Source organism: Paenibacillus puerhi (assembly GCF_009846885.1).
Classification (GTDB): domain Bacteria; phylum Bacillota; class Bacilli; order Paenibacillales; family NBRC-103111; genus Paenibacillus_G; species Paenibacillus_G puerhi.
The window spans coordinates 53,236-75,191 of the sequence record NZ_WUWM01000029.1 but is presented as its reverse complement, the minus strand read 5'-3'; the positions used below and the strand labels follow the sequence as shown (position 1 = coordinate 75,191).

The 21,956-nt window shown below is 45.1% G+C and carries 20 protein-coding genes and 1 pseudogene; 10 read left to right on the top strand and 11 right to left on the bottom strand.

Translation table 11 applies throughout. From position 1 onward, the window contains the following. Positions 1-303: 303 nt before the first annotated feature. The 5 genes from GSF01_RS22680 (at position 304) to GSF01_RS22660 (ending at position 8,314) form a co-directional block, all read left to right on the top strand. Positions 304-1,125: a helix-turn-helix domain-containing protein gene (locus GSF01_RS22680; RefSeq protein WP_159887577.1), complete on the top strand. Its 822-nt coding sequence runs from the start codon at positions 304-306 to the stop codon at positions 1,123-1,125. 358 nt (positions 1,126-1,483) lie between these two features. After that, positions 1,484-2,338, top strand: a complete 855-nt coding sequence (locus tag GSF01_RS22675) for an ABC transporter permease (RefSeq protein WP_407945791.1) — start codon at positions 1,484-1,486, stop codon at positions 2,336-2,338. 13 nt (positions 2,339-2,351) lie between these two features. After that, positions 2,352-3,224 (top strand): carbohydrate ABC transporter permease, encoded by an 873-nt coding sequence (locus tag GSF01_RS22670; protein WP_159887575.1) that lies wholly within the window; start codon positions 2,352-2,354, stop codon positions 3,222-3,224. Positions 3,225-3,292: 68 nt separating this feature from the next. Next, the gene (locus GSF01_RS22665) at positions 3,293-4,897 is read left to right on the top strand and encodes an extracellular solute-binding protein (protein ID WP_159887574.1); all 1,605 of its coding nucleotides are present in this window, start codon (positions 3,293-3,295) and stop codon (positions 4,895-4,897) included. A 138-nt stretch (positions 4,898-5,035) separates the two neighbouring features. Next, the gene (locus GSF01_RS22660; RefSeq protein WP_159887573.1) at positions 5,036-8,314 is read left to right on the top strand and encodes an endo-1,4-beta-xylanase; all 3,279 of its coding nucleotides are present in this window, start codon (positions 5,036-5,038) and stop codon (positions 8,312-8,314) included. A gap of 97 nt (positions 8,315-8,411) precedes the next feature. On the opposite strand, the pseudogene GSF01_RS22655 reads toward GSF01_RS22660, so the two are convergent. Then, positions 8,412-8,637, bottom strand: a pseudogene (locus GSF01_RS22655) (transposase); the annotation flags it as partial. Positions 8,638-9,154: 517 nt separating this feature from the next. On the opposite strand from GSF01_RS22655, the gene GSF01_RS22650 reads away from it, so the two are divergent. Continuing rightward, positions 9,155-9,694 carry a sigma-70 family RNA polymerase sigma factor gene (locus GSF01_RS22650; protein ID WP_159887572.1) on the top strand — a complete coding sequence of 180 codons (540 nt, stop codon included), beginning with the start codon at positions 9,155-9,157 and terminating at the stop codon, positions 9,692-9,694. After that, complete coding sequence (locus GSF01_RS22645) at positions 9,675-10,949, top strand: hypothetical protein (RefSeq protein ID WP_159887571.1); 1,275 nt, start codon at positions 9,675-9,677, stop codon at positions 10,947-10,949. Before GSF01_RS22650 ends, GSF01_RS22645 begins: the two co-directional genes overlap by 20 nt. 21 nt (positions 10,950-10,970) lie before the next feature. Here GSF01_RS22645 and GSF01_RS22640 read toward each other — a convergent pair whose 3' ends face one another. The 3 genes from GSF01_RS22640 to GSF01_RS22630 all read right to left on the bottom strand — a co-directional run bounded on the left by GSF01_RS22640 (position 10,971) and on the right by GSF01_RS22630 (position 13,864). Further along, positions 10,971-12,725: a recombinase family protein gene (locus tag GSF01_RS22640; RefSeq protein WP_159887570.1), complete on the bottom strand. Its 1,755-nt coding sequence runs from the start codon at positions 12,723-12,725 to the stop codon at positions 10,971-10,973. A 64-nt stretch (positions 12,726-12,789) separates the two neighbouring features. Beyond that, entirely contained in the window at positions 12,790-13,215 is a 426-nt protein-coding gene (locus GSF01_RS22635; protein ID WP_159887569.1) for a recombinase family protein, read from the bottom strand. Beyond that, positions 13,208-13,864: a helix-turn-helix transcriptional regulator gene (locus tag GSF01_RS22630; RefSeq protein WP_159887568.1), complete on the bottom strand. Its 657-nt coding sequence runs from the start codon at positions 13,862-13,864 to the stop codon at positions 13,208-13,210. Before GSF01_RS22630 ends, GSF01_RS22635 begins: the two co-directional genes overlap by 8 nt. A gap of 115 nt (positions 13,865-13,979) precedes the next feature. Here GSF01_RS22630 and GSF01_RS22625 point away from each other — a divergent pair, with 115 nt between their 5' ends. Further along, the gene (locus GSF01_RS22625; protein WP_159887567.1) at positions 13,980-14,159 is read left to right on the top strand and encodes a hypothetical protein; all 180 of its coding nucleotides are present in this window, start codon (positions 13,980-13,982) and stop codon (positions 14,157-14,159) included. A 69-nt stretch (positions 14,160-14,228) separates the two neighbouring features. Next, positions 14,229-15,308, top strand: a complete 1,080-nt coding sequence (locus tag GSF01_RS22620; protein ID WP_159887566.1) for a hypothetical protein — start codon at positions 14,229-14,231, stop codon at positions 15,306-15,308. Positions 15,309-15,726: 418 nt separating this feature from the next. Here GSF01_RS22620 and GSF01_RS22615 read toward each other — a convergent pair whose 3' ends face one another. The 7 genes from GSF01_RS22615 to GSF01_RS22585 all read right to left on the bottom strand — a co-directional run bounded on the left by GSF01_RS22615 (position 15,727) and on the right by GSF01_RS22585 (position 19,766). Then, on the bottom strand, positions 15,727-16,509 hold the full coding sequence (locus tag GSF01_RS22615; RefSeq protein ID WP_159887565.1) for a hypothetical protein: 783 nt from the start codon (positions 16,507-16,509) through the stop codon (positions 15,727-15,729). A gap of 31 nt (positions 16,510-16,540) precedes the next feature. Continuing rightward, complete coding sequence (locus GSF01_RS22610) at positions 16,541-16,807, bottom strand: hypothetical protein (RefSeq protein WP_159887564.1); 267 nt, start codon at positions 16,805-16,807, stop codon at positions 16,541-16,543. 103 nt (positions 16,808-16,910) lie between these two features. Then, complete coding sequence (gene radC, locus GSF01_RS22605; RefSeq protein WP_268893737.1) at positions 16,911-17,564, bottom strand: RadC family protein; 654 nt, start codon at positions 17,562-17,564, stop codon at positions 16,911-16,913. 70 nt (positions 17,565-17,634) lie between these two features. Beyond that, entirely contained in the window at positions 17,635-17,817 is a 183-nt protein-coding gene (locus GSF01_RS22600) for a hypothetical protein (protein ID WP_159887562.1), read from the bottom strand. Positions 17,818-18,184: 367 nt separating this feature from the next. Continuing rightward, positions 18,185-18,403 carry a hypothetical protein gene (locus GSF01_RS22595; protein WP_159887561.1) on the bottom strand — a complete coding sequence of 73 codons (219 nt, stop codon included), beginning with the start codon at positions 18,401-18,403 and terminating at the stop codon, positions 18,185-18,187. Between the two features lie 105 nt (positions 18,404-18,508). Then, on the bottom strand, positions 18,509-19,006 hold the full coding sequence (locus GSF01_RS22590) for an antirestriction protein ArdA (protein ID WP_159887560.1): 498 nt from the start codon (positions 19,004-19,006) through the stop codon (positions 18,509-18,511). Between the two features lie 388 nt (positions 19,007-19,394). Then, the gene (locus tag GSF01_RS22585; RefSeq protein ID WP_159887559.1) at positions 19,395-19,766 is read right to left on the bottom strand and encodes a helix-turn-helix domain-containing protein; all 372 of its coding nucleotides are present in this window, start codon (positions 19,764-19,766) and stop codon (positions 19,395-19,397) included. Positions 19,767-20,062: 296 nt separating this feature from the next. Here GSF01_RS22585 and GSF01_RS22580 point away from each other — a divergent pair, with 296 nt between their 5' ends. Continuing rightward, positions 20,063-21,787, top strand: coding sequence for an S-layer homology domain-containing protein (locus GSF01_RS22580; RefSeq protein ID WP_159887558.1), 1,725 nt, complete (start codon positions 20,063-20,065; stop codon positions 21,785-21,787). Positions 21,788-21,956 lie beyond the last annotated feature (169 nt).

Below are 21,956 nucleotides of genomic sequence, written 5' to 3'. Positions count from 1 at the left end.
ACATGAAAAAGATCGCTCTCCACCTGGATAAACAGGTTCAATGAGGAGGGCGATCTCTTTTTTTTGAAAAATAATCCTTTAAAAAATGAGCTATCCAGCTAACACTAGGGGTTTCTCGTCAATCTGAAGAGGCCGCGAGGCCTCTTTTTGTTTTGAGGATTGGGGCTCTGCAGAAATGTCAAATCTTTTCTTCGATAAGCAATTTCTAATAATTTACTTCATCGGCATAGGTCATGTATAATGAATTTCAATAATCAGGTATTGGATTAGCTGTATAATTTTACATTGGAAAGGATAATTTCTATGGAATATATCGAAATTAATCCTCAGATTGAATTATTCATCAATAGACACTCCACACCCACTTGGATTATTGAAGATGCCACAACAGATTTTATTGATTTAACCTATATTTTCAAGGGAATAGCTTATTACTCCATTAATGGCACTGTGCATAAAGTTAGTCAAGGTGATCTCATATGTATTCCTAAAGGCAGCCGTCGAAGTGCAACCACTGACCCCTCTAATTTGATGACCAGTTATGCACTAAACATTCAGCTCTATGACCTGAAAGGCAGAGACGTTCAATTACCGTTTCCTTTAATTTCGCATATCGGTGAGCCGGAGGAATTGCATTCCTTATACAATGAACTGACATTTGAATGGCTAAAGAAAAATGAGGGACATGAATTGAAAGCCCGTGCATTACTGCTTTTGATTCTTCACTATTATTTCAAGTCTCTGTATTATAAGGGCAACAATGTGAATATAGACAAACGGATTCAGAAAGCGATTAGATACATATTAAGCAACTTGCAGAATCAAATTGAGGTTGAAGAATTAGCAGCTATTTCTGGTTTGACCACCGCTTATTTTGGAACTCTATTTAAGAAATACATGGGGGCGTCCGTGAAAGAATATATCAACCGTATGAAAATCAATAATGCTGAGAATATTCTCCTTAGCGGTGAATTTACGGTTCAGGAGGCTGCTTATAAATGCGGTTTTAAAGACATTTATTATTTTAGCAAGCTGTTTAAAAAAATAAAGGGTTTTCCCCCCTCTAGAATACGAATAGAAAATAGGAGATCGGATCGGGAGGAATTTCAAGTCGTAAACAAGTAAAACAAGTAAAATAAATTAGACTTATCGCGGAAGTAGCGGTAGGTCTTTTTTTCATGCAAATCTAGTACAGGGTAAAAAAAAATGATCCGTAATTAATACAAAAGGTAAATGGTTTGTCCATGGATATTGAAAGCGCTTAAACTTACAATTCAAATATAAAAAAGTTTTCGAGAGCTCAAGGTTGGTTTAATCTGGCGCATCTGATGGAAGCAACAATAGTCAAAAAATCACAAAGAGGTGAGTACACCAAATGGAGAGGAACGATGTAATGAAATCAGAAGCCGGCACTACAACCTCCATTTTTGCAGTCAAAGGAGGTGGCGTCGCCTACTTGAAACGACAATGGCCACTTTACGCAATGATGATCGTACCCATGGCATTTTTCATCATTTTTAGGTATATCCCAATGGCCGGGGTCGTGGTTGCTTTCAAAGACTACAACATTTTTAGAGGGGTTTGGGCCAGTCCATGGGTAGGTTTTGAAGTCTTTAAGGAAATCTTCGCCATGCCCGAATTTTATAAGGCACTTCGCAACACTTTAATGTTGAACGTGCTCGGATTGCTTACCTTTCCGGTTCCCATTATTTTAGCGCTTCTTCTGAATGAGCTTCGGGTGCAATGGTTTAAGAAGCTAAGCCAGGCATTGATGTATTTGCCCCATTTTATTTCGTGGGTCATCGTAGGGGGGATGGCTATCGAGCTGCTCTCAACTAATAATGGTTCGATTAATCATATGCTTGTGGCGATCGGCGCTTCCCCCATTCCATTCTTGGAGAAACCGGCTTTATGGATTGCAACTTATGTTGGGACAGGGGTTTGGCGCAATGCTGGATGGGGAACGATTCTGTATTTGGCAGCGCTTACGGGGATTAATAAGGAGTTGTATGAAGCGGCAGAAGTGGATGGTGCAACCCGAATGCGCAAGATCTGGCATATTACTTTACCAGGCATTAAGCCGACCATCGTCGTTCTGTTCATTCTGCAGATCGGGAATATGGCCAATATCGGCTTCGAGCAGCCTTATGTTCTAAAGAACTCTTATGTGATGGATTACGCTCAAGTCATCAGCACTTATGTATATTCAGTAGGGATTCAGTCGGCAAGATTCGCACTTGCGACTGCTGTCGGTTTGTTTCAATCCGTAGTCGGATTAATTCTTCTTTTGTCCGCAGAGTTCATTTCGAGAAAAATCAACAATCAGGGCATTTTTTAATGGGGGTACATGTATGATTCAAAATCCGTCTGAGAAAATAGGCAATACGATTATCATACTTCTTCTGGGTATCTTCTGTTTGTTTTGCGTGGTGCCCATGATCCATATTTTCGCGTTATCGCTCAGCGGTAATCGGGCAATCATGTCCGGCGAAGTGACATTATGGCCGATAGATTTAAGCTTCGAACCGTATAAAAACGTATTTGGAGACCTGAGCATGATTCGCTCGCTGTTGTTTACAATCTGGCTTGTTATCGGTTACACCATGGTTAGCTTGATCACCACGATCCTGGCCGCGTATCCGCTTAGCCGGCGGAACTTTAAGGGGAAGAACATCATGTTCGCTTTGATCATCATAACCATGTTCTTTAATCCGGGGATTATTCCAAACTATTTGTTGATTAAAGAGCTTCATATGCTGAATAGCGTATGGTCGCTGGTCTTACCGCTGCTCATCAACGCCTTCCTGTTGATTATCCTGAAAACCTCGTTCACACAGCTCCCCGCTGAACTGGAAGACTCGGCTTGGATGGACGGATGTGGTCATTTCCGTTATTTATTGCGAATCGTGCTGCCGCTGTCATTACCGATTTTGGCGACATTGGCTCTATATTCCGCGGTCGATCGATGGAACATATTTCAGGACGCGTTGTTCTATATTAACGACTCACACCTGTACCCGATTCAACAGAAGCTTTATCAGATCGTGATCAACAGTCAGGTGAACGACGCTACTGCCCAGGAAGGGTTTGGGGGCTCTGCTCCGGTGCCGGAGAGCTTGCAGGCGGCAAGCATCATGTTTGCAACAGTCCCCATTCTACTCGTATACCCTTGGCTCCAACGCTACTTTATCTCTGGCATGCTTGTAGGTGCAGTGAAAGGCTGATAGCTGTCTCAACCGCTATAAGCGGTTGAATTCACTATATACGCAATAGATTAAAGGGAGGATTAAATATGCGAGTCAAATTTCGCAAAACTAGTAACGTAGCTATGGCCGTTTTAGCGACGACTGTATTCGCGCTTGCAGGCTGCAGCAACTCACAAAACAGCCCAAGTGACTCAGCCACGCCGGGAAGTTCGGCAGGTACGAGCGAGACCCCAAAGGGTCCGCCGATCACGTTAACGATTGAACTGTTTGATCGAAGTAATGCGCCAGCAGGCGCTCCGCCAATCACCGACAATTTCATGACGCAGTATGTTCAGAAAAACTTCGGAGATCCGAATAATATCACGGTTAAGTTTGTCACGGTCCCTCGCTCAGAGGAAGTCAAGAAACTGAATGTTTTAATGGCATCCGGAACTGCGCCTGATCTCGTCTTTACATACGACAAGCCTACGGTTCAAAGCTATGTACAAAGCGGCGGAATTGCGGATCTTGGGCCGGCGATTGAGAAATACGGACCTCAGCTGAAGAAAGTGCTTGCTCCAACACTGAAGGACGGCGTTTTTAACGGTAAGCAATACACCATTCCGGCGCTACGAGTCATCCAATCGCAAACGACAAGTATCATCCGTAAAGATTGGTTGGATAAATTGAACCTGCCTTTGCCTACGACGACGGATGAATGGTATCAAACGTTGAAAGCGTTTAAGGAGAAGGATCCGGGCAATACTGGCGGAAAAGTCATTCCTTTTAGTCTGATCGATATGTTCCATATCAAACCGTTAACCAACTCCTTCTGGGATTGGAGCAAGATTACTGAAGAAGACCTGTATGCTGATCCGGACGGATGGACGCTGCCTGGCAATAAGGAAGCCTTCAAATTTTTAAATAAGCTATACCATGAAGGCCTTCTCGATAAAGACTTCCCGCTAGCAGCTGACTTCAGCCAGGCCTTTAACAAGCAAGTCGTTAACGGGCTTGCAGGGGCCGCTACTCCGAATACAAACGACCCAATTTACAGCGGCTACTATGCAAACCTTAAGAAAAACAATCCAGAAGCTGTTCTTGCGACAATTGATCCGTTCAAAGCAGCGAATGGAAAGTATCCAAAACCGATGTATTCCCCAAGCGGTATTTATCTGATGGTTCCAGCAGCTAGCAAAAATGTTGATTCGGTTATCAAATATTTGAACTGGATGGCGGAACCGAAGAATCTTATCGCTCTGCAGTTTGGGCAAGAGGGCGTTTCTTACAAAATGGGTGACGATGGCATTCCATTTGCTTTGACAACGCCTGAAGCCAATCAGATTCTCTTTAATAATCAAGATTACGCCATGATTATGAATGGTAAATACGTGAGCACGGACGAACCAGAAAAGAACATGGCAGCCAATGCAACCGACCCGCAATTTAAAGACTTTACTATCGACAGTATTAAGACTGGTGCGCGAGACGGTTATACAGGCCCGCGCGTCGACATTCCAATTCAAGCGGAAATCAAGTATTCACAGATTCTGAACGACAAGATCAAGCAGATGCTGGCCAAGATTATTACTGCCAAGTCTACCGAAGTCGACAGTGTCTACGACCAGCAGTTGAAGGAATGGAAAGATGCGGGGGGCGAAGCCGTTATGAAAGAAAGAAGACAGGCGTATCAACAAACCTACAAAAAATAATGCTTTTCCAGCCTAACGAACTCGGTTCTCTCTTCATGGGCGAACCGAGTTTCGTTACATGAGCTACCGAAATCCCCAAAATGGGCGACTCTAAAACTAGATTGTAGAGGTTGCCTTAAGAAAAGGAGTACAACGAAGATGAACCGTGAAAAATCCTTAATCAACGTCTCCCGCATCCTCGTAGTCATCATGCTGTTCTCTTTATTCGCGTTTGCCCCCGTCCCGGCCTCTGCGGCCGGAGGTGAACTGACACATGAACTGAACGACCTCATTGCACAAGCCGAAGCTTTAAAAGCCGGCAACGAGGAATTCCCGCTCCAGATTAGCTACACTGACGCTGGATCCGATGTAAACAAAGCATTCCCCTGGGTGTACGCCGACGAACTCAAAGATCTTGATAACGCGCTTAAGCTCGCCCGCGACGAGCTCACTCCCGCCGGTGAAGCCATAGCCAGCCTTCAAAACGCGATAGTGAGTTTCACTGGAAAGATCAAAGCGGACGGTTCAAATCCCTATTTCCGTCTCGATCCGGGTCCTGGTAAAATACCTGTACAAATTACTGCGCCAACCAATGTCTGGACCTCAAGAACCCCGCTTGACAACCGTGTCCCAGCCGACTTTGCTGGTGGTACCTACAAAATGATTCCGTATCCTTTTGCAGATGCCCAAGGCAAGGCTGATGTGCTCCAGATAAATTACGTCCATAACGGAAAAACCATCTTCGGGGGAATGTCCCTTCAATCTCCACTGTCCCCGAGTGTAGATGTCCCCATAGGCTCTACTATTGAGTTTGATGTGTACTATCCCAAGAGCGCGCAGGGAAAATTCATGAGGTGGAGAATCAGAAATGCCGGCTCTGACATCGATTCCTACCTCAGGGAATACGAGTACAACAACCTTAACCCCGACTGGATTGGCAGCTACAACGGTGAAACCTGGTTGTTGAAGCACACCAGCATTACCGCGACAACAGGCATTTCCTCGAACTTCATTCTTGAGCTCCATGGCGAGAATGGCCGTCCCGCGGAAACTGGTATGCTTCTCGTCGCCAACATCAAAATAACCGCACCGGACCCTAACGGCGTTGCGCTTCCTAACGTTGTCAACAAGGAAAACCAGAGTGTTGTAACGCCTTTAAAGAATGTTTACAACAAGCAAAATGGCTCGTTCATGGTCGGTACGATCGGAACCGGCGCGGTAACCGGAACTAGAGCCAATCACTATGAAATCTTTGTCGACGGCAATAATCTCAAGGCCGAAGGAACGCATCCCCGCGGCCCGAGCTGGCTGAAAAGCGTTACTGGCGAGGCTCTGAGCGGCGCAACCACCACCCCTGGTATAGGTGAATACAGTTTCCCGACCAGCTCTTATCAAGCGATCAGGGATTCCGGAACTCCCGGACAGTATAAGTCTCACGCCCACGTTTTGGCATGGTACAACCAGGCCCCTGCATGGATGAGACAGATGATTCCCGCGACCCTTTCCTTGGGATATAACGGAACAACCGATTACTACGGATTAGGCAACGGCGTTACAACCACGGTTAAGGTAGACAAAGAAATGGCCAGAAGAGTGCAGTTTAACCACACCATGTATGTGATGCGGCACTTCCTGACCACAGATACGAAGTATGGCTCAAGTGTATCCCGCGGAGTAATCCCCATCCATTCATGGGACGTACTCAACGAAGAGGTCCACGAAAGCCGCCACAGCGAAACCATCCCCGCGGATCCGAACAGCTGGAGACAGACCCTCAAAAACACCAACTGGCTTTCTGCAATGTCGGATGATCTCATTGGCGGCGACATCTCCGAACATTACATCTACTTGCTCTTCAAAAACGCGCACATCGCGGCTCCCAACGCCAAGATGGCGGCGGCTTACAAAGCCAACAACGCTAACCTTCCCGAGTACATGAAGCTCGACGGACACGATAGCGCTGGCAGCATTGATGCGTATATCGTTAACGATCCTCCGAGACTGACCTATAACGATTATGACATTTCTAATCGTACCAAGGCGAGGACTGTATACAACATGGTGCGCGCATTGAACACCGCATGGCTCTCCGATCCGCTGTATGACGGAAGACCACTTATCGAAGACATCGGTATCCAGGGACATGATTCGATTGGAAGGACCCTTGCAAGCGATAACCAATATGCCATGGCCCTCTATGCTTCTCTCATTGACGAAGGCCTTCTTTCCGGTATTGGCTACTCAGAACTTGACCTAAAGATGCCGACTACCACCCCAGGCGGCGGCGCGGTCGCTCCCGAAGTGCTCAATGTCAGACAGTCCGACGCCCTTGGTTATGAGTACGCGCTGATGTACAAGCTGTTCAACAGGTTCGCCCCTTACATCGATCGCATCATCAGCTGGGGCGTAGCCGGTTCAGGGTGGCAGGGAAGCTATGTGCTGTTTGACAGTCAGAGCAATGCCAATGCCGGCTACTATGGCGCCGTGAATCCGGACAGATTCATTCTTGGACATTCCTACCTGGATGATTTCTTTGCAGGCGAATACGAGAAACTCCAGGACAGCTATGCAATTGACCTTGGCGATCTTGGAATCTATGCACCCGGTAATGGAGAAGCCAAATCGCTTACAGCCACAATCGCAGCTAGCAACAGTGTGACACCTGGAAGTACGTTCACAGCAGCAGTCAGCCTGGATAGCGTGACACAAAGCGTGTACGCACAGGATATCACGCTAAGCTATGATTCCAGCGTATTCGATTATATCAGTGCAGCGGGTGCAACCAGTAACATTCAGGTTCTGAGTGAAGATACTGCTGCCCCTGGAAAAGTGAGAATCATTTCCGTTAATTTCGGAGGGGTGACTGGAACCAGCACACCCGTTTTGAACATCACCTTTAAGGTAAAGTCCGATGTTCTGCATACAACTGGAACCATTGCAGTCTCCCAAGCGAAGACCGGCGGTTCTGATGGAACCGTAACCACTGCCGCACTGAGCAGTAAAACTATATCCGTTGGTGCTCCTCAACTGGATAAAACTGCTTTGAATGCAGCGATTACGAGTGCACAAACCCTGTACAGCGCGGCTATAGTAGGGACTCAAGCTGGCCAATATCCGCAAGCAGCTAAAGACGCACTCCTTGCAGCAATTAACACCGCAATTGCTGTAAGAGACCATGCAAGCGCAACTCAAGCCCAAGTTGACGAGGCTCTCGCAGCACTCAACACTTCTCTTGATACCTTCAAAGCAACAGCTAATAAGTCTGCAGACATAAACGGAGATGGAGACACCAACGTAGGTGACGTCGCGATTGTTGCTTATCACTATGGCAAGAACTCCACCAGCGCGGATTGGGCAAAAGCTAAAGTTGCTGATATGAACGACGATAACAAAATTGATATCCGGGATCTTGCGTATGTCGCAGCCAACATCAATTAATTCGTGAGTTATACCCTGTTCGAGTAAATAGCAACCCCAATTACAAAAAAACTGCCGCAATGAGTGAAATGACCCCAAAAAGTTAGGCAATATTTATTTAAGCAGCCTGTTGGGCATGTGTTCGGTATTGCACCGGGCTCATGCCCTTTAGCTTGGACTTAATTCGTTAGTGATTATAGTAGTAGATGTACTGTTAGAGCTCCATTTTAAAGTGTTCAGTGTCTTCAAATGTCTGTGTGTATAAGAACCCGGATTTTAATGCCAAAGAAATTCTCCATTACAGCATTGTCGTAACAATTTCCTTTGCGTGACATGCTCCGGACATTTGGCTTCGGAAACGATCAAATGAAGAGAGTCTTGCCCAATTCAAGCGATGAGATGAAATGCCATTCGTACGGCTCGCCATATGCCCGCATCTGAAATTCTGGATCTATCTGATGAACTTTGGACTGCTCTACTATGAAGTGTCGTTTGATAAGTGGACCGGCGGTTCATACAGAAGGTCTTTCGAGATGGAATGACAACAGGACCTAGCATGTATAGTAAAAAGGGATCGAAACGAGTATTGGGAACGAGGTTGAAAATCAAGGGCAGGGATCTCAGGGGAGAACGCCTTTATGCTCATGGCGAGTGACTCATTTGCACCTTAGAAAGGAGCAACAGAAACTAAGCTGAATTGTTCTTCCTAACAGTTCACCGCTCTAAGGGACTTGAGGCAGATAACGTAATCTTGCATAACAACGATGGGTTCTTTTGTTTTTATGTAACTTTTTTCAAAAAGAAAAGCCAAACGCACTCGATGTGCGTCTAATCGGTATCTATGTAATTTCGAAGTGGGTGATGGTAATTATTGAACTGGTGAAGAGAGCCCAGAGAGGCGATGACAAGGCATTCTTGGAACTGTTTCAACTGGCTGAGGCGGATATTTACCGAACGGCTTATGTATATTTGGGCAGCAAAGAGGATGCCCTTGATGTGGTGCAGGAGACGGCCTTCAAGTCGTATAAATCGATTGGGAACGTGAAGGAGCCGCAATATTTCAAAACATGGCTCATCCAAATCGCCATCAGTTGCTCCATTGATGTTTTGCGCAAACGGAAAAAGGAAGTGAACTGGAACCCCGAATATTTGGATCTGATAACCGTAACAGTGGAAGAGGATATCCCGCTCTCCATCACTTTACAAGATCTCGTAGAGGCACTCACTGTAGAGGAGAAGGAAGTCATTGTACTGAGGTTTTATTATGATTATACGATCCGTGAAGTGTCAGAGATACTCAGAATCCCGCTTGGCACGGGCAAGACGCTGTTATACCGTGCATTAAAGAAACTTCGTAATTGTGTAGAGAAGGGGGATGACTATGCGTTCAAATCCAATTAAAGAGCAACTAGAGACAATCCCTATTCCTCCGGAGCTTGGGCACAGAAGCCTGTTAGGTGTTCGGCAAGCTGCGGCGGAGCGACAAGCAATCAACCCCTCGGCAAGGCGGCAAACAAAGCGGATAATAGCAGCAATGTCTGCAGCACTGGTCCTGTTCATGCTGACCACCATGTTTGCGGATCACTCAAGAGTGTGGTCTGCAATTCAAAAAGCTCTACAATTTGTGCCGGGGATCGGCATTGTAAAAGAAGAAGACTCTCCTGTAGAAAGGTACGTCATGAATCAACCTGTTACTGTGGAGGTCGGTGCCGGGTCTATATTAATTACTGGTTTCATGTCGGACGACGAAATGACCTACATTACAATGGCAGGTAAAGATGCACCACGGGTTAAAGACATAACGCTAGTGAATGAGAGAGGCGAACAGTTTAAACTAAATGCTTCTACGGCCTCTTGGGGGCAATCGCAGTGGACATCCGGCTTCTGGCACATAGGCAAGCTCGATGTCAGCGGGCAAGTTACGCTTATTTTTCCGCTCGATCCAGTCGTAAAAGTGCCTATCGTGCTGGCCAAAGCGGAAACCTTCGCAAGCTACACGGAATTGGGCGAAACTGCATCCGTAAACGGCGTTTCCATTACCGCCATTACCGACCGGATTGGCGGAAAGACGAGAGTTTCTTTGGTGTCTCGCCATAGTAAAGATTTCGACGTTAGTGATTACGGGATTTACGGCGTATATATGCATGAAGAGAGCCAGAAGTTGCAAGTCACGGACACGTCCGGCAAGAAGCTGGCTATCGAGAAGATACCGGGTGTCTCTAGTCCCGCAAGCGAGTTTTTCTTCCCCGCGCCCGAGGCTATGGCAGAGAGCAGCTACACACTCACCATTCCAGAGATAAGCGTAAGATACAAAGATGAGATTCGAATAGAGCTCCCTACGGAAACGGATGAACATCTGAATCAGACCTTCAAGATCGCCGGGTTTCCGGTTATGATTACTAAAGTGGAGCACGTTATGGAAAATAAGCTTCGCGTATACATGGATCTGTATTACAACGAGCAAACCACAGAATCGCTAGTCAATTTTAGCATCGATGGTCTCAGCCATATGGCAAAGCTCGACGAGAAAACCGGAGCAATTGAATATATCGAATTTGAAATGAAGGACCGGGGCAGCAAGAAGGTAAGCTTGAAGCTAGTTCAGCCGGGTGTTGTCATGCGGGGTCCTTGGCAATTTCTTCTGCAGTCTTCTTAGCTTTGGGTAAATTTGGTCTGTTTAATTTTTCCGATAAGCGAATTGCGCTAACTGGCAGGATAGTTTAAGATATTTCGCGCTGAACCGTATCATCGCTAAGGGTAAAATAAAAAGGGACTTCATCAAGTCCCTAAGGCTTTCGGTATGTGTGCTGTTCAGGTTGTCCAGCACGTAAGGCTCCAGTGGAGCAATGCAATCGCCTTGCTGCGTCGCCGCAAGGCGGGCGAGCAAGGTTGCGGAATCCTTTTGTAGTGCATCCATAGTAAAATCGAAATGAAGTTTGATATTAGTTATTTGCCGTCCGACTCTTCTGGGAGATTCTTTTGTGATGTGGATGCTTTCGACCATTAATCGGAGCAAGGCTTTTTGTTCTTCGGCATCTGCTTGCAACAGTGCTTCTTGAATCCGGTTCAGTAGCGTTTGCAGGGAATTGAAGTCAACTGGTTTGTTATTTTGCTCGCATAGTTCAGCTTCGAGGGCCTCCAGATGCCTTTGAAGCTGCTCCTGACGGGCATGAGTTTCTTTCAAATCAGACTTGAAGATTGCGGCTAATTCAGGGTCGTTCAGAATGTTGTCTTTAATCTTTTGCATTTTCTTATTGATGTTGTTTAGTTCTGCTGCAACGGTTTTCTTTTCTGCAACAATTGGGGCGTCGGCACTTGTACGCAGTGTATTGATTTTATCGGCCAGTTGCCGTACGATGTCTGGCCGCGATGCAAGTTTAACAAGTTCCTGAAGTAGCTGTTTTTCGGCAACCTCGGCCCGAATCATATTTGAACGACAAATAGTCTTTCCTTTATTGTGAAACTGCTGACATGCATAGTATCTATATTTTGTGCCAGCTCCACCTTTGGATTTTGCGGCAACCATGCCGTAACCACAGACCGGGCATTTTAGCAATTTAGTGAGTATGTAAGGCTGTTCAGACCGGCTAGGCATGTACGAGCGTTGGCTAATTTTTTGATGAACGCTTTCCCACTGCTCCGAGGAAATCAGCGGCTCATGCGTTCCATCTACAAGCAAGTAATCAGAGTTCTTCCCTTTGCGGCGTTTCTCTGACCAATTTTCAACCTGATTATAACGGATTTTTCCGATGTAGATAGGATTGTTAAGGATAGTCTTAACGCTGATTGTAGAAAAAGCTTTTTCATGCTTTGTTCGATAACCAGCTTCGTTAAGTCTGCGTGTAATTGCCTTCAATCCCATACCTTGATCTGCATATTCGAATATCTTCTTGACAATAATGGCTTCGGACTCGTCTATGACAAGCTCTTTATTTATGCTATTATACCCCAGTACCACACCGCCATTGTACTTTCCTTGACGAGCCCGTTGTTGCTGTCCCATCTTTCCCCTCTCAATAATACTGCTCCGTTCCATCTCCGCAACCATGCCGAACATCTGAAAGGTCATCATACCTGATGGGGTTGATGTATCGATGGTTTCTTTCAAACTAATCAGTTTTGCGTTGTTGTTAATAAGTGAGTCACCGATCTCTAACTGATCACGGAGCTTGCGGGCAAGCCGATCCAACTTGTATATAATAACGACTTCAAATTTTTGTTGGTTAGCGTCTTTCAATAGTCGTTTCATTTGTGGCCGACCTGAAATACTTTTACCGCTTGCACCTTCATCTACATACTCATCAACAATTTCAAGGTCGTTTTGTTCGGCGTACTTCCTCATTTCAGCGATTTGAGCGGTGATGCTGTATCCCTCTTTAGCTTGCTCCTCAGTGCTTACACGAGCGTATAAGACGGCTTTGAGTCTTGTCATCTTTGGTTTCTCCTTTTAGATTCGAGTAGATTTTTCAATCAACGAGCAGTGCTTATCAACAGCACTAGGAACAGTTGCGGGCAAGTGCTTGTTCTTCTAAATCGGTGAGCGAATATATCACCTGAAGCATCGTTTTTCCAAATGTCGTTCTTAAATCCAATTCATTTATCAAGAAATTAAGTTCGATATTGTCTCTTTCCAGTGACTGAATCGTTTCAAAAGTCTCAATTAACTCGTCAGTGAATCGGTCTAATACATGGACGATAACTACATCGAATTTTCCATGATTGGAATCGCTTAGTAGACGGCTCATCTGCGGCCAGCCTGTGATGTTGCTATCCTTATCGTCAATAAACTCCTCAATGATTTCAATTTCATGTTGCTTCGCATACTTCCTAAGTACCTCAATTTGAAATTCGAGACGATGTTTTGCTTGAGTTTGTTCCCGATCGTTAATACGGGCATACAGAACCGCCTTGAGTTTAGTCATTGTCATGTTCTCCTTTGGATTCATATTGTTTACGAAAGCTGTTCTGAACCTCGTTCCATGCGGATTGGGGAAAGAGTGGAAAGCCACCAGGTTGTTTAACAAGGGCATCGTAATGATTAGCAGCACGCACGGTCGGATGTGTTGATTGAACCAAGTAATCAATTTTTGCACTCGACTCCAATTCATTAATAATACGACCATAAGAAGCAATGAACTGCTCCCTGTCTAATGGTTGCTTCGAATGGATGTCGTGAATAAAACGCATCATGCCATCCGTATACAACTGATAGAAAATGCCGCCGAAGTAGGACAAGGCAGATTCGCCTTCACCGGAAGAAGCAAGAGGCTCTCCGATAGTAATTACTTTTAGCTCACCTTGATAAAACTCATCCGTTAATGCATCGAACGGAATGCCTAAATCTTTCGTGATCTTATAAATAAGTTGATAGGCCGGTTTTTTGGAATCTCCGCGTTCGATAGCAACAATCGTTTGGTGACTGACACCGACACGTTCGCTCATTGCTGTGGTCGTATATGATCTGCTGAGGTTTAGCTTTCCTACTTCCTTCCGGTAAAACCTGAGTCGCTCACCGAGACTACTGTATTTTAGTTCTTCTAATTCCTTCGACATTAATGTTCGCAGCGGCATTTGAGGCCCGTCCTTTCTAGTGTGGTTTACAGTGATTATAAATCCTGTTATTATAAAATGCAAATACAACAGCAATTTTTGTAATTTCGCTTATATAATAAAGAAGGTGATGCAGATGGACTTCATTCATGTAGGAATCGATCTCAATGAGATTGACGATGCTTACGAACTGGTCGAGGAAAAACGAAACAAAATGAAGGATTTTATTGAGCAACTTGCATTAACTCTTAGCCGGAAGTTGGCTGAACCGGTTAAAGATGAACCGCCCGCTCTAACAACTGGTGTACAAGAATGACAACCGATAGAGCTTAATCCCTTGCCCCGCAAGGCTTTGAAGGCTCTCGGCACTTTGAGGTGAATGACGATGTTTTTGTACAATAAGCAGAAGGCCAACGAGTTGTTAAACACGGTTCCAGTCATCCAGAACATCTTGGCTGCTGATGAGTCTGCAAACTTCATATGTCCTTACGACAAACTGATTGTTTGTTCCAATGACCCTCCGACACCAGATCTTCTTGATCTTGTTCGGCCCGCGAGATTTCATGCAGATGATGATGGAACGTACTACCGTTTTAAGTTGATCGGCGAAATATTTAGTGTGCAATGGGGACAGGTGAATCCGCAGGCTCCAACAACATCCATCATGCTGAATCCATGGAAGCAGAGACTCACGCCCGATGCTGTGCTTGCCCTGATCGACTTTATTATCGGTGACCATCACAACGCTTATGTGGTCAAAACTGACGATAAGGTTGACTGGTTCCACTTTCTAACCTCTCAAGAGCTTGCCAAGCGGCTCTATGTGGGCTACCAAAAGAAACCGCCTCAAGACTATAAGAAGCTTGGTGAAACCTATATGCATGGAAGTAGGAAAGGTCAGCAGGTTAGGAACTATGATAAGGCAAAAGAACAGAGACTTGATGACGTAATGTGGACACGAGTTGAGAAACCAAGAATACATCGAGATAAGCACTTAAGGCAGAGCTTATTGCAGTTCCTGTTAAATGAACGGGCAGATGCATTGAAACACACGACCGTTGTAGATATCAGCGAGTTCAATGGTAATGATCGAATTATGCGACGAATTAAGAAGTACGGAACATTTCAGGAAGCTTTTATGTCGTTGGATGCTAAAGAAAAGCGGAAGCTAAAGAGACATGAAGCATTCCAAAAACCTCTTGTTGACGTTGTAACGGTATTCAAGGCTGACCTTGATAAGTGGATGTCTGTATCAGCGAACTTATATCTGTTGTTCAGGTTTTATTCCATCCTCCAAGCAAGTTGGGGTGGAGATGGCGAAAGACGATCAAAGCGTGTGCTGCTTGATAGCGTAACAATAGAATATCCAGCGATGCTACAGTTGGTCGGGTATGGCGGTAAGAACAAATGGATCATGCGAGATGATTACCTTGAGGGTATATGGCTTCCATTTGGTTGTTCATAAGATGGTATACACGTAATAACGATGTATAGGGTCGCGAGCGTCAGCGAGCGGCCTCTAAATGCTTTGCAGGTACGGCAGTTTGTTTGTGTAGCCAATAACACTCCTGCGAACGAAGGGTTGAACCAAAAGTAGCGATTAAGACTAAGGCAGGGTTCAATGATCCACAGTAAGCAAGTCAATGGTCGGCGTTAGCCGCCGAAGGGAAACCTTGACTTGCGGGCATACCAACCACGCTCTTGTATTGCCCGGCAAACAAGTTGCCGGGCTTGCCACGCGGCAGGCGAATATGGGAGGTGCAGGAGGGCTGAAGCCTTCCTGCGGGCCTCTCTCATGAGAGGCGGTGGAGAGTGGTTCGTGTCGGCGAGCGTTAGCGAGCCGATAACCAACCCAATGCCGGATATACCCGCAGAGACCAAGTTCAATCTGCAAATACCTCGAATACAACCTCTTCGTTAACAGCAAGCAATGCGTGGGTGACATCAGGTGGTATTGGTATAGTGTAACTCTCTTGATGCAAGATGACCGGTGTCCTATAGGAGTAGAAAGCAAATGCTGTAGGTGATTTATGAAACAGCCGCCATCCGCATGAGCGAATATATAATTCATCCTCGTTGATGCTGACATTCACAGTTAACTCGGATGGTTTGAGTGCAATGTGAGGTAAGAATCGCAAGCCCTTATCACTCACTACGAGGCTCAGTGTGGAGTGCTGACTAACCTGTAACGACTTTGTATATCTCGATTCATCAGCACGGCTAGTAATTGATTTTAGAGAGGCTGACGCTGTTCGGAGTAGTTCCGGTATCTCGCCACAAAGTTTCAGCAACGCTTGTATCGGCATCCGTAGTACGTCCACATTCACGTACAATTGTTTCCCATCAATCAGCATTTTGTATTTAAGTCCGACCGAATCGGAAGCTTGAAAAAACCGCATACGTATGCCGCCGCAAATCTTACCAATAGCCCGCCGCAACAATGTAAACTTGCTATGCCCACCCACGGCGAAGCCATCGTCAAGCAAAATGATTTCAAAACGATCGTTCTTCGCTTCAATAATACACACTATAATGTTCGGTGTTGTTGATGATGTGCCGCTGTCTGGAGCCATGATAGTACGTATTGCAAGTATTTGTGGTTGCTGCTGCTGACCTTTTGCCTGATTCACGGCAGGGACGATCCATTGCTTCTCATTATTATTCACGAAGATCACACTCCATTTTTATTGTTGATGATTAATGAAATAAATCGGTATTGCGGATGAGGCGGGCCAGAATGACTTTTGTTAGACGCAGTTCGTAAAGCTGATGCGTCAGAGCGGCGTTCTCCGCCGCTGCCAGATGCATCAGAACCCGAACTGTATTCACGTTCATATCATGCTTGCCACGGTAGACATCCATCAATAACCATTCCACCCGTTGTTCCGTAGCATCTAGCTTTTGTTGCAGTTGACTGATAATGTCAACAAGCATTTCATATTTCGCTTCCCATTGTTGCCTCATTTAGGCTCAGCCTCCGTTTTGTATAGTGAAATGAAAACAGCGGCCCGCTGATAGCGAACCGCTGTAGGTCATGCAGATGATGAAAATGACGAGGAATATCTAGTTACATAAGTCCCTGTTCTTTGAGACTTCTGAACATATCACCTCCGACAATAATGTGATCAAGCACGTCCACACCCATGATGCTTCCAGCATCGACTAGACGAGCGGTTAGTTGAATGTCTTCAGATGAGGGCGTAGGGTCGCCACTAGGATGGTTATGAGCACATAGTATGGAGGCCGTAGAGCGTTTTACTGCGGCCCTAAATACTTCACGCGGATGAACAATCGCGGCGTTCAGCGATCCGATGGAGATTGTTTCCGGCTGACCAATGATATGATTCTTGGTATTCAGAAATAGGACAACAAAATGTTCCTGTTGCAGATACCGCATCTGAGGAATCAGTAGATCAGCGGCATCCTTGGGGGAGCGTATTATATGAGGATGGCTGCTGACCGGAGTATTCAGTTTTCTTGCCAACTGTAGTGTGGCTATGATCTGCTTAGCCCTGACGGTGCCAACACCTTTAATAACCGTTAACTCTTGTTCAGTCACATTCATTAATTCAGACAATGATGGAAAGCGTGCAAAGATTTCGTTAATGATGTATGATCCTTGCTTCTCGGCCAACGCTTCGGTAAACAGTGATTTGATGGATGACAATTCATATGAATTCATGGTTTTACCTCCGTTATATGCAAAAAGGAGAAACCTCAGCGGCTCCTCCTATTGCGTGATGTGATGGTATTCGGTTATGATGATAGCAACGTGTTTTACTTAATCGCTCCTATATGTGGGCGATTTTTTCTTTTTCTTGTGCTTCAATATGCATTTCAACTACTACCAACTTAACCAGCAATGAAGCATACATCCTGCCTTCCTCGGTATCAAAGCTCGCATCGCTTTCCATCATCCGCATGACTGCCTTCAACTGCCGTTTTCTCGCCATTAGCTCCTGTATCTTCGCCATGTACGTCACCTCCCTTCAGGGCATAAAAAATAGCCTTCATGTCGTTGTATCAACAATTTGGCTACGAGCAATGACTTGTGTTACGATGCTCTGAATACTATAACAACTGCAATCTCCGATGAAGTGACTCATGCATTGACCAATGACGATGGAACCGCATAAGAAATAAGCACAGTAATTCGGGCATTTCGGAGAGAGACCACTGCGTACTTTCCAGCGTCAATCCTGATAGAGTAGACAAAGCCTTTCTGTTCGCAGTACCCAAGATATTCCTTGGAACTGTTACACCTGAATGATTCATAAGTCATGCTCGGTTGTCTCCTTTCAAATTTGAAATTTTGTCTTGCAAATAATATGAAGTCGATTTCTAACCCTTTGCCGTTCGCTCACGATGCCGTTGCAGTTGATTGCCATAATACTTCTCGAAGTACCGCCGCATATAGTAAGCGGCCAGATCATCGTCTAACTGCCAGCATCGTTTGAAATACACAAACAGTGTCGTTCCCGCAATGCGAATGCTTCCATTGACAACCAATTGCCTTAACAATGTCGCTAGTTCCTCTGGCAAGCCTTTCTTTACAATCATGTTCAACTCACCTCCTAATAAGCCGTACTTTCACCCCGGCAAACTTCTCTCTGTAAACGCAAATAAGCCCGCTTATGAGCAGGCACAATACTGTAAGGCACCCGCCTATGTCAGCGGTAATACTGCAACATGAACCTCGTATTGCATGTGCCAACCTGCTTCTTCCAAGTCGGCAACGATTTTGTCGAAATCGATGTATCTCTTAACAGCGGCAGGAATGCGTCCATAGTATCCTGACTGCACCAATTTATCCGCAACATCACGGAGGCAGTCCACATCGTAGTACACGATGCAATGACCACCCTTCAAAATGCGAATCACTTGATCCACGCCCTCAGTACATCCGAACAACGCATATACAAGCCGATAATCGTATTGACTGAATACAGCGGCGGCATCATTGATCGCAAAGACATCATCGTGCCGCTCAATGATGAATGGTGCATCAAAATCGGCAATCAGAGATTTGATCTCATCATTCTCGATGTGTTGTATAACCTGCTCCAGTTCAGTCCGACTCGTCGGCAGAGTCAGCCAAACTCCCTCGGTATTATCTGTCCGATTGCATGTTCTTTCACTTGCCAAGCAAATTCTCATCTGCATCGAAAACCGCCTCCATTTTCATTTGTCTTCATAATTAAAAGCCTTCTTCGTCAATTCTGAACCTGTCCAATCGCACAACGTTAATAAAGCGGGACAAGCGTGGATAAGTACAACCACCCACATGATTTCTGAAACTCAACCACAGCGACGATCAACGTTATGATTTAAGCGGTCATCTGCACCTACCTCGCTTTCGTTCTGGAAGCATCTCACCTTCCATCTATCCTCACTGTCCATCACCCGTACAACGCAAAAAGGGACTGAAACCTGCCAGTTCGACAGATATACAGTCCTTTATATGTGGAGGGGTGTGGCATTAAACGACTGACCGGGGGTACTTCATTTATGCATGGTGGTGCCGGGAGAAATTGTATCCAATTTTTTAGCCCTATTGGCCGCTCATTTTCCTTTGGTTGTCCACGGTCTGGATAAATTCTTGAGCCATTTTCAAAACAAACCGCACTTCATCCGGTCGCCGCTCGACTAACAGCGAACGCAAAATCTCAATCATCATCCGCTTATCATCAGCAGCATTTACGCTCTCAATGTCTTTGAAATTGAACACTTCGCTCGGCATCACATCCAGAGCTACCATCAGCTTATCCAAAGATTCGAGAGTCACGTTTCTGCTTCCACGCTCAATGTCTGAAATATATGAGAAGCTCAATCCGCATTTTTCCGCTAATTCTTCCTGCGTCAATCCCCTTGCTTTGCGAACCAACCGCAATTGCTCACCAACAAGCCGCATTAAACTATTCATTCAATCAACCTCCTCTCCCAAGCGTAGAGAGGAGTAAATAATAGTGACATAATCGAATAGTATAAAAAATGTAGAAATTACGCTGTTGGTTATAGTAAAATAGTCACTATGGAATCATCTACCATATGGTACATCGTGCTTAATGGAAGAGGAACTCGATTCTTCTGCATATGCAATGCTTCAGTTTAAAAACAAGGGGATGATTGCTAAACCGAAGACAACAGAACTTTCACCGCCGCTACTACTTAATTTTCAATTCGTTATATTCACAATTCATACGACTTGGGGGAAATCACATGAACAAGAAGAAACTTGCACCAGCACTCATAACCGGTGTGCTAACAATAGCGTTGGCCGGACAAGTTCTTGCCGCTCCAGTTAATTATGGCGAGGAACTAAAGAACTCTCCGCAAACGACACCGTCAATATCCTTTACGGATGTCACAGGCAATCACTGGGCATATCGATACATAGCTGAAATGGTCAACAAGAAAGTGATAGAAGGTTATCCCGATAACAAGTTCCGACCGGAAAATACAATCTCAAGAGCAGAGTTCGCGACGATCATCGTAAAAGCCGCTGGCCTACAAGCCAAAAAGGTAAATTACTCTAGATTTTCCGATGTGAAGACAACAGACTGGTATTCGCCATACATCGAGACTGTCAGCCAGTATATGACCGGCTTCAGAACGGCAGACGGTCAGTACATCTTCAATCCGACAGCACCTGCATTACGTGAAGATATTACCGTTGCGATGGTGAAACTCAAAGGATACGATGTCGCAAGATTAGCGAACCGTTCCGTCATCGAGGCCATGTTTAAGGATTACGACGGGATTTCTGAGAGTGCTAAAGATTTTGTTTCCATTGCAGTAGCAAACGGACTTGTATCGGGTTACGAAGATGAGACCTTCCGTGCTCAGAACTCCATAACGCGAGCAGAAGCTGCGACAATGCTTTGGCGGGCCTTTATGTATGGAAATGATAACAAAGGCGTTGGAGGTCAAGAAGATTCATCTACACCGACTACACCTTCTGTAACGCAACCATCTACACCAAAGCCAACAACACCAACTCAACCACAACAACCGTCGCAGGCTGCTAAGTTTAGCGTCGATACGCTTGTTGGTGGATTGGGAAAAGGCGATGTGGATGGGCCGGTAAGCATGGCTAAAATCAATGAAGTCAGCAGTATTGTAACGGACAAGGACGACAACATTTACTTCCTTGATGGAGATAAGAATAAAGTTCGCAAGTTTAATAAATCTAACGGTAATGTTGAAACAATTACTTTGAAAGATAACAATATAGACAGCAAGTTCCCCTTGGATAAATCAGGATATGTAATAATGCGATACAATCCAGTTAGTAACAAGTTGTATTTAGCAGTTTCATCGTCTTCTAGTTCACAAATATATGAAATCAGTTCGACTGTTAGTCTTGCGACATATTCCCAAGAGGAAAGTGCTGGGTCTTATCACTTTATTAGTTTTATGGCATTTCAGGATGCAGAACATCTAGTCTATGGGTATTCAACAGATGGGTATACTTATCAGAATTACTCACATTTAATTAGTAGCACTTTGCCTAACCGGGGTAACCTGCTTGGTAGAAATCTTGATAACAATGCCCCGACCTTTGGTGCGACAGGAAGAACAAATATCTATGCCTCCAAAGTTGATGCGATTGCAACGAACGATGACATTTGGATTTTCGATACTTACAGTAGCATTCTAACTAAAACGCACATTTTCCCGCGTAAGATCGAGACAATCAAGAAATTTGAGAATCTTACATTTGAATCAGTTGTATCTTACAACGGAAAATTTTATGCATCCGGTGACTCTACTATCTACGAGATCAGCCAAAATGGTCAAATTTCCATCTTCATCGACGGCAAAGACCTTACCTACAACGACGGCAATCCGATTAATATAATCAGCCACATGAGCTTTGATAGCAACGGAAATGTCATCGTCTACGACGATGAGAACAAAGCCATTCGCCGCATCAATCTGTAACATTCATCATCAGGCAGGGGGAGCCGCGGGCTCCCTCTATTTTACAACGCCTTAAACAAAATGTTCGCCATCCTTATCTCACTTTGCTGATGTTAGCCACTAACATCGAAGATAAGATTCGAGCTGGATACTACTACTGACTCGTGAGAAAATCGAGTAGACTTGCTAA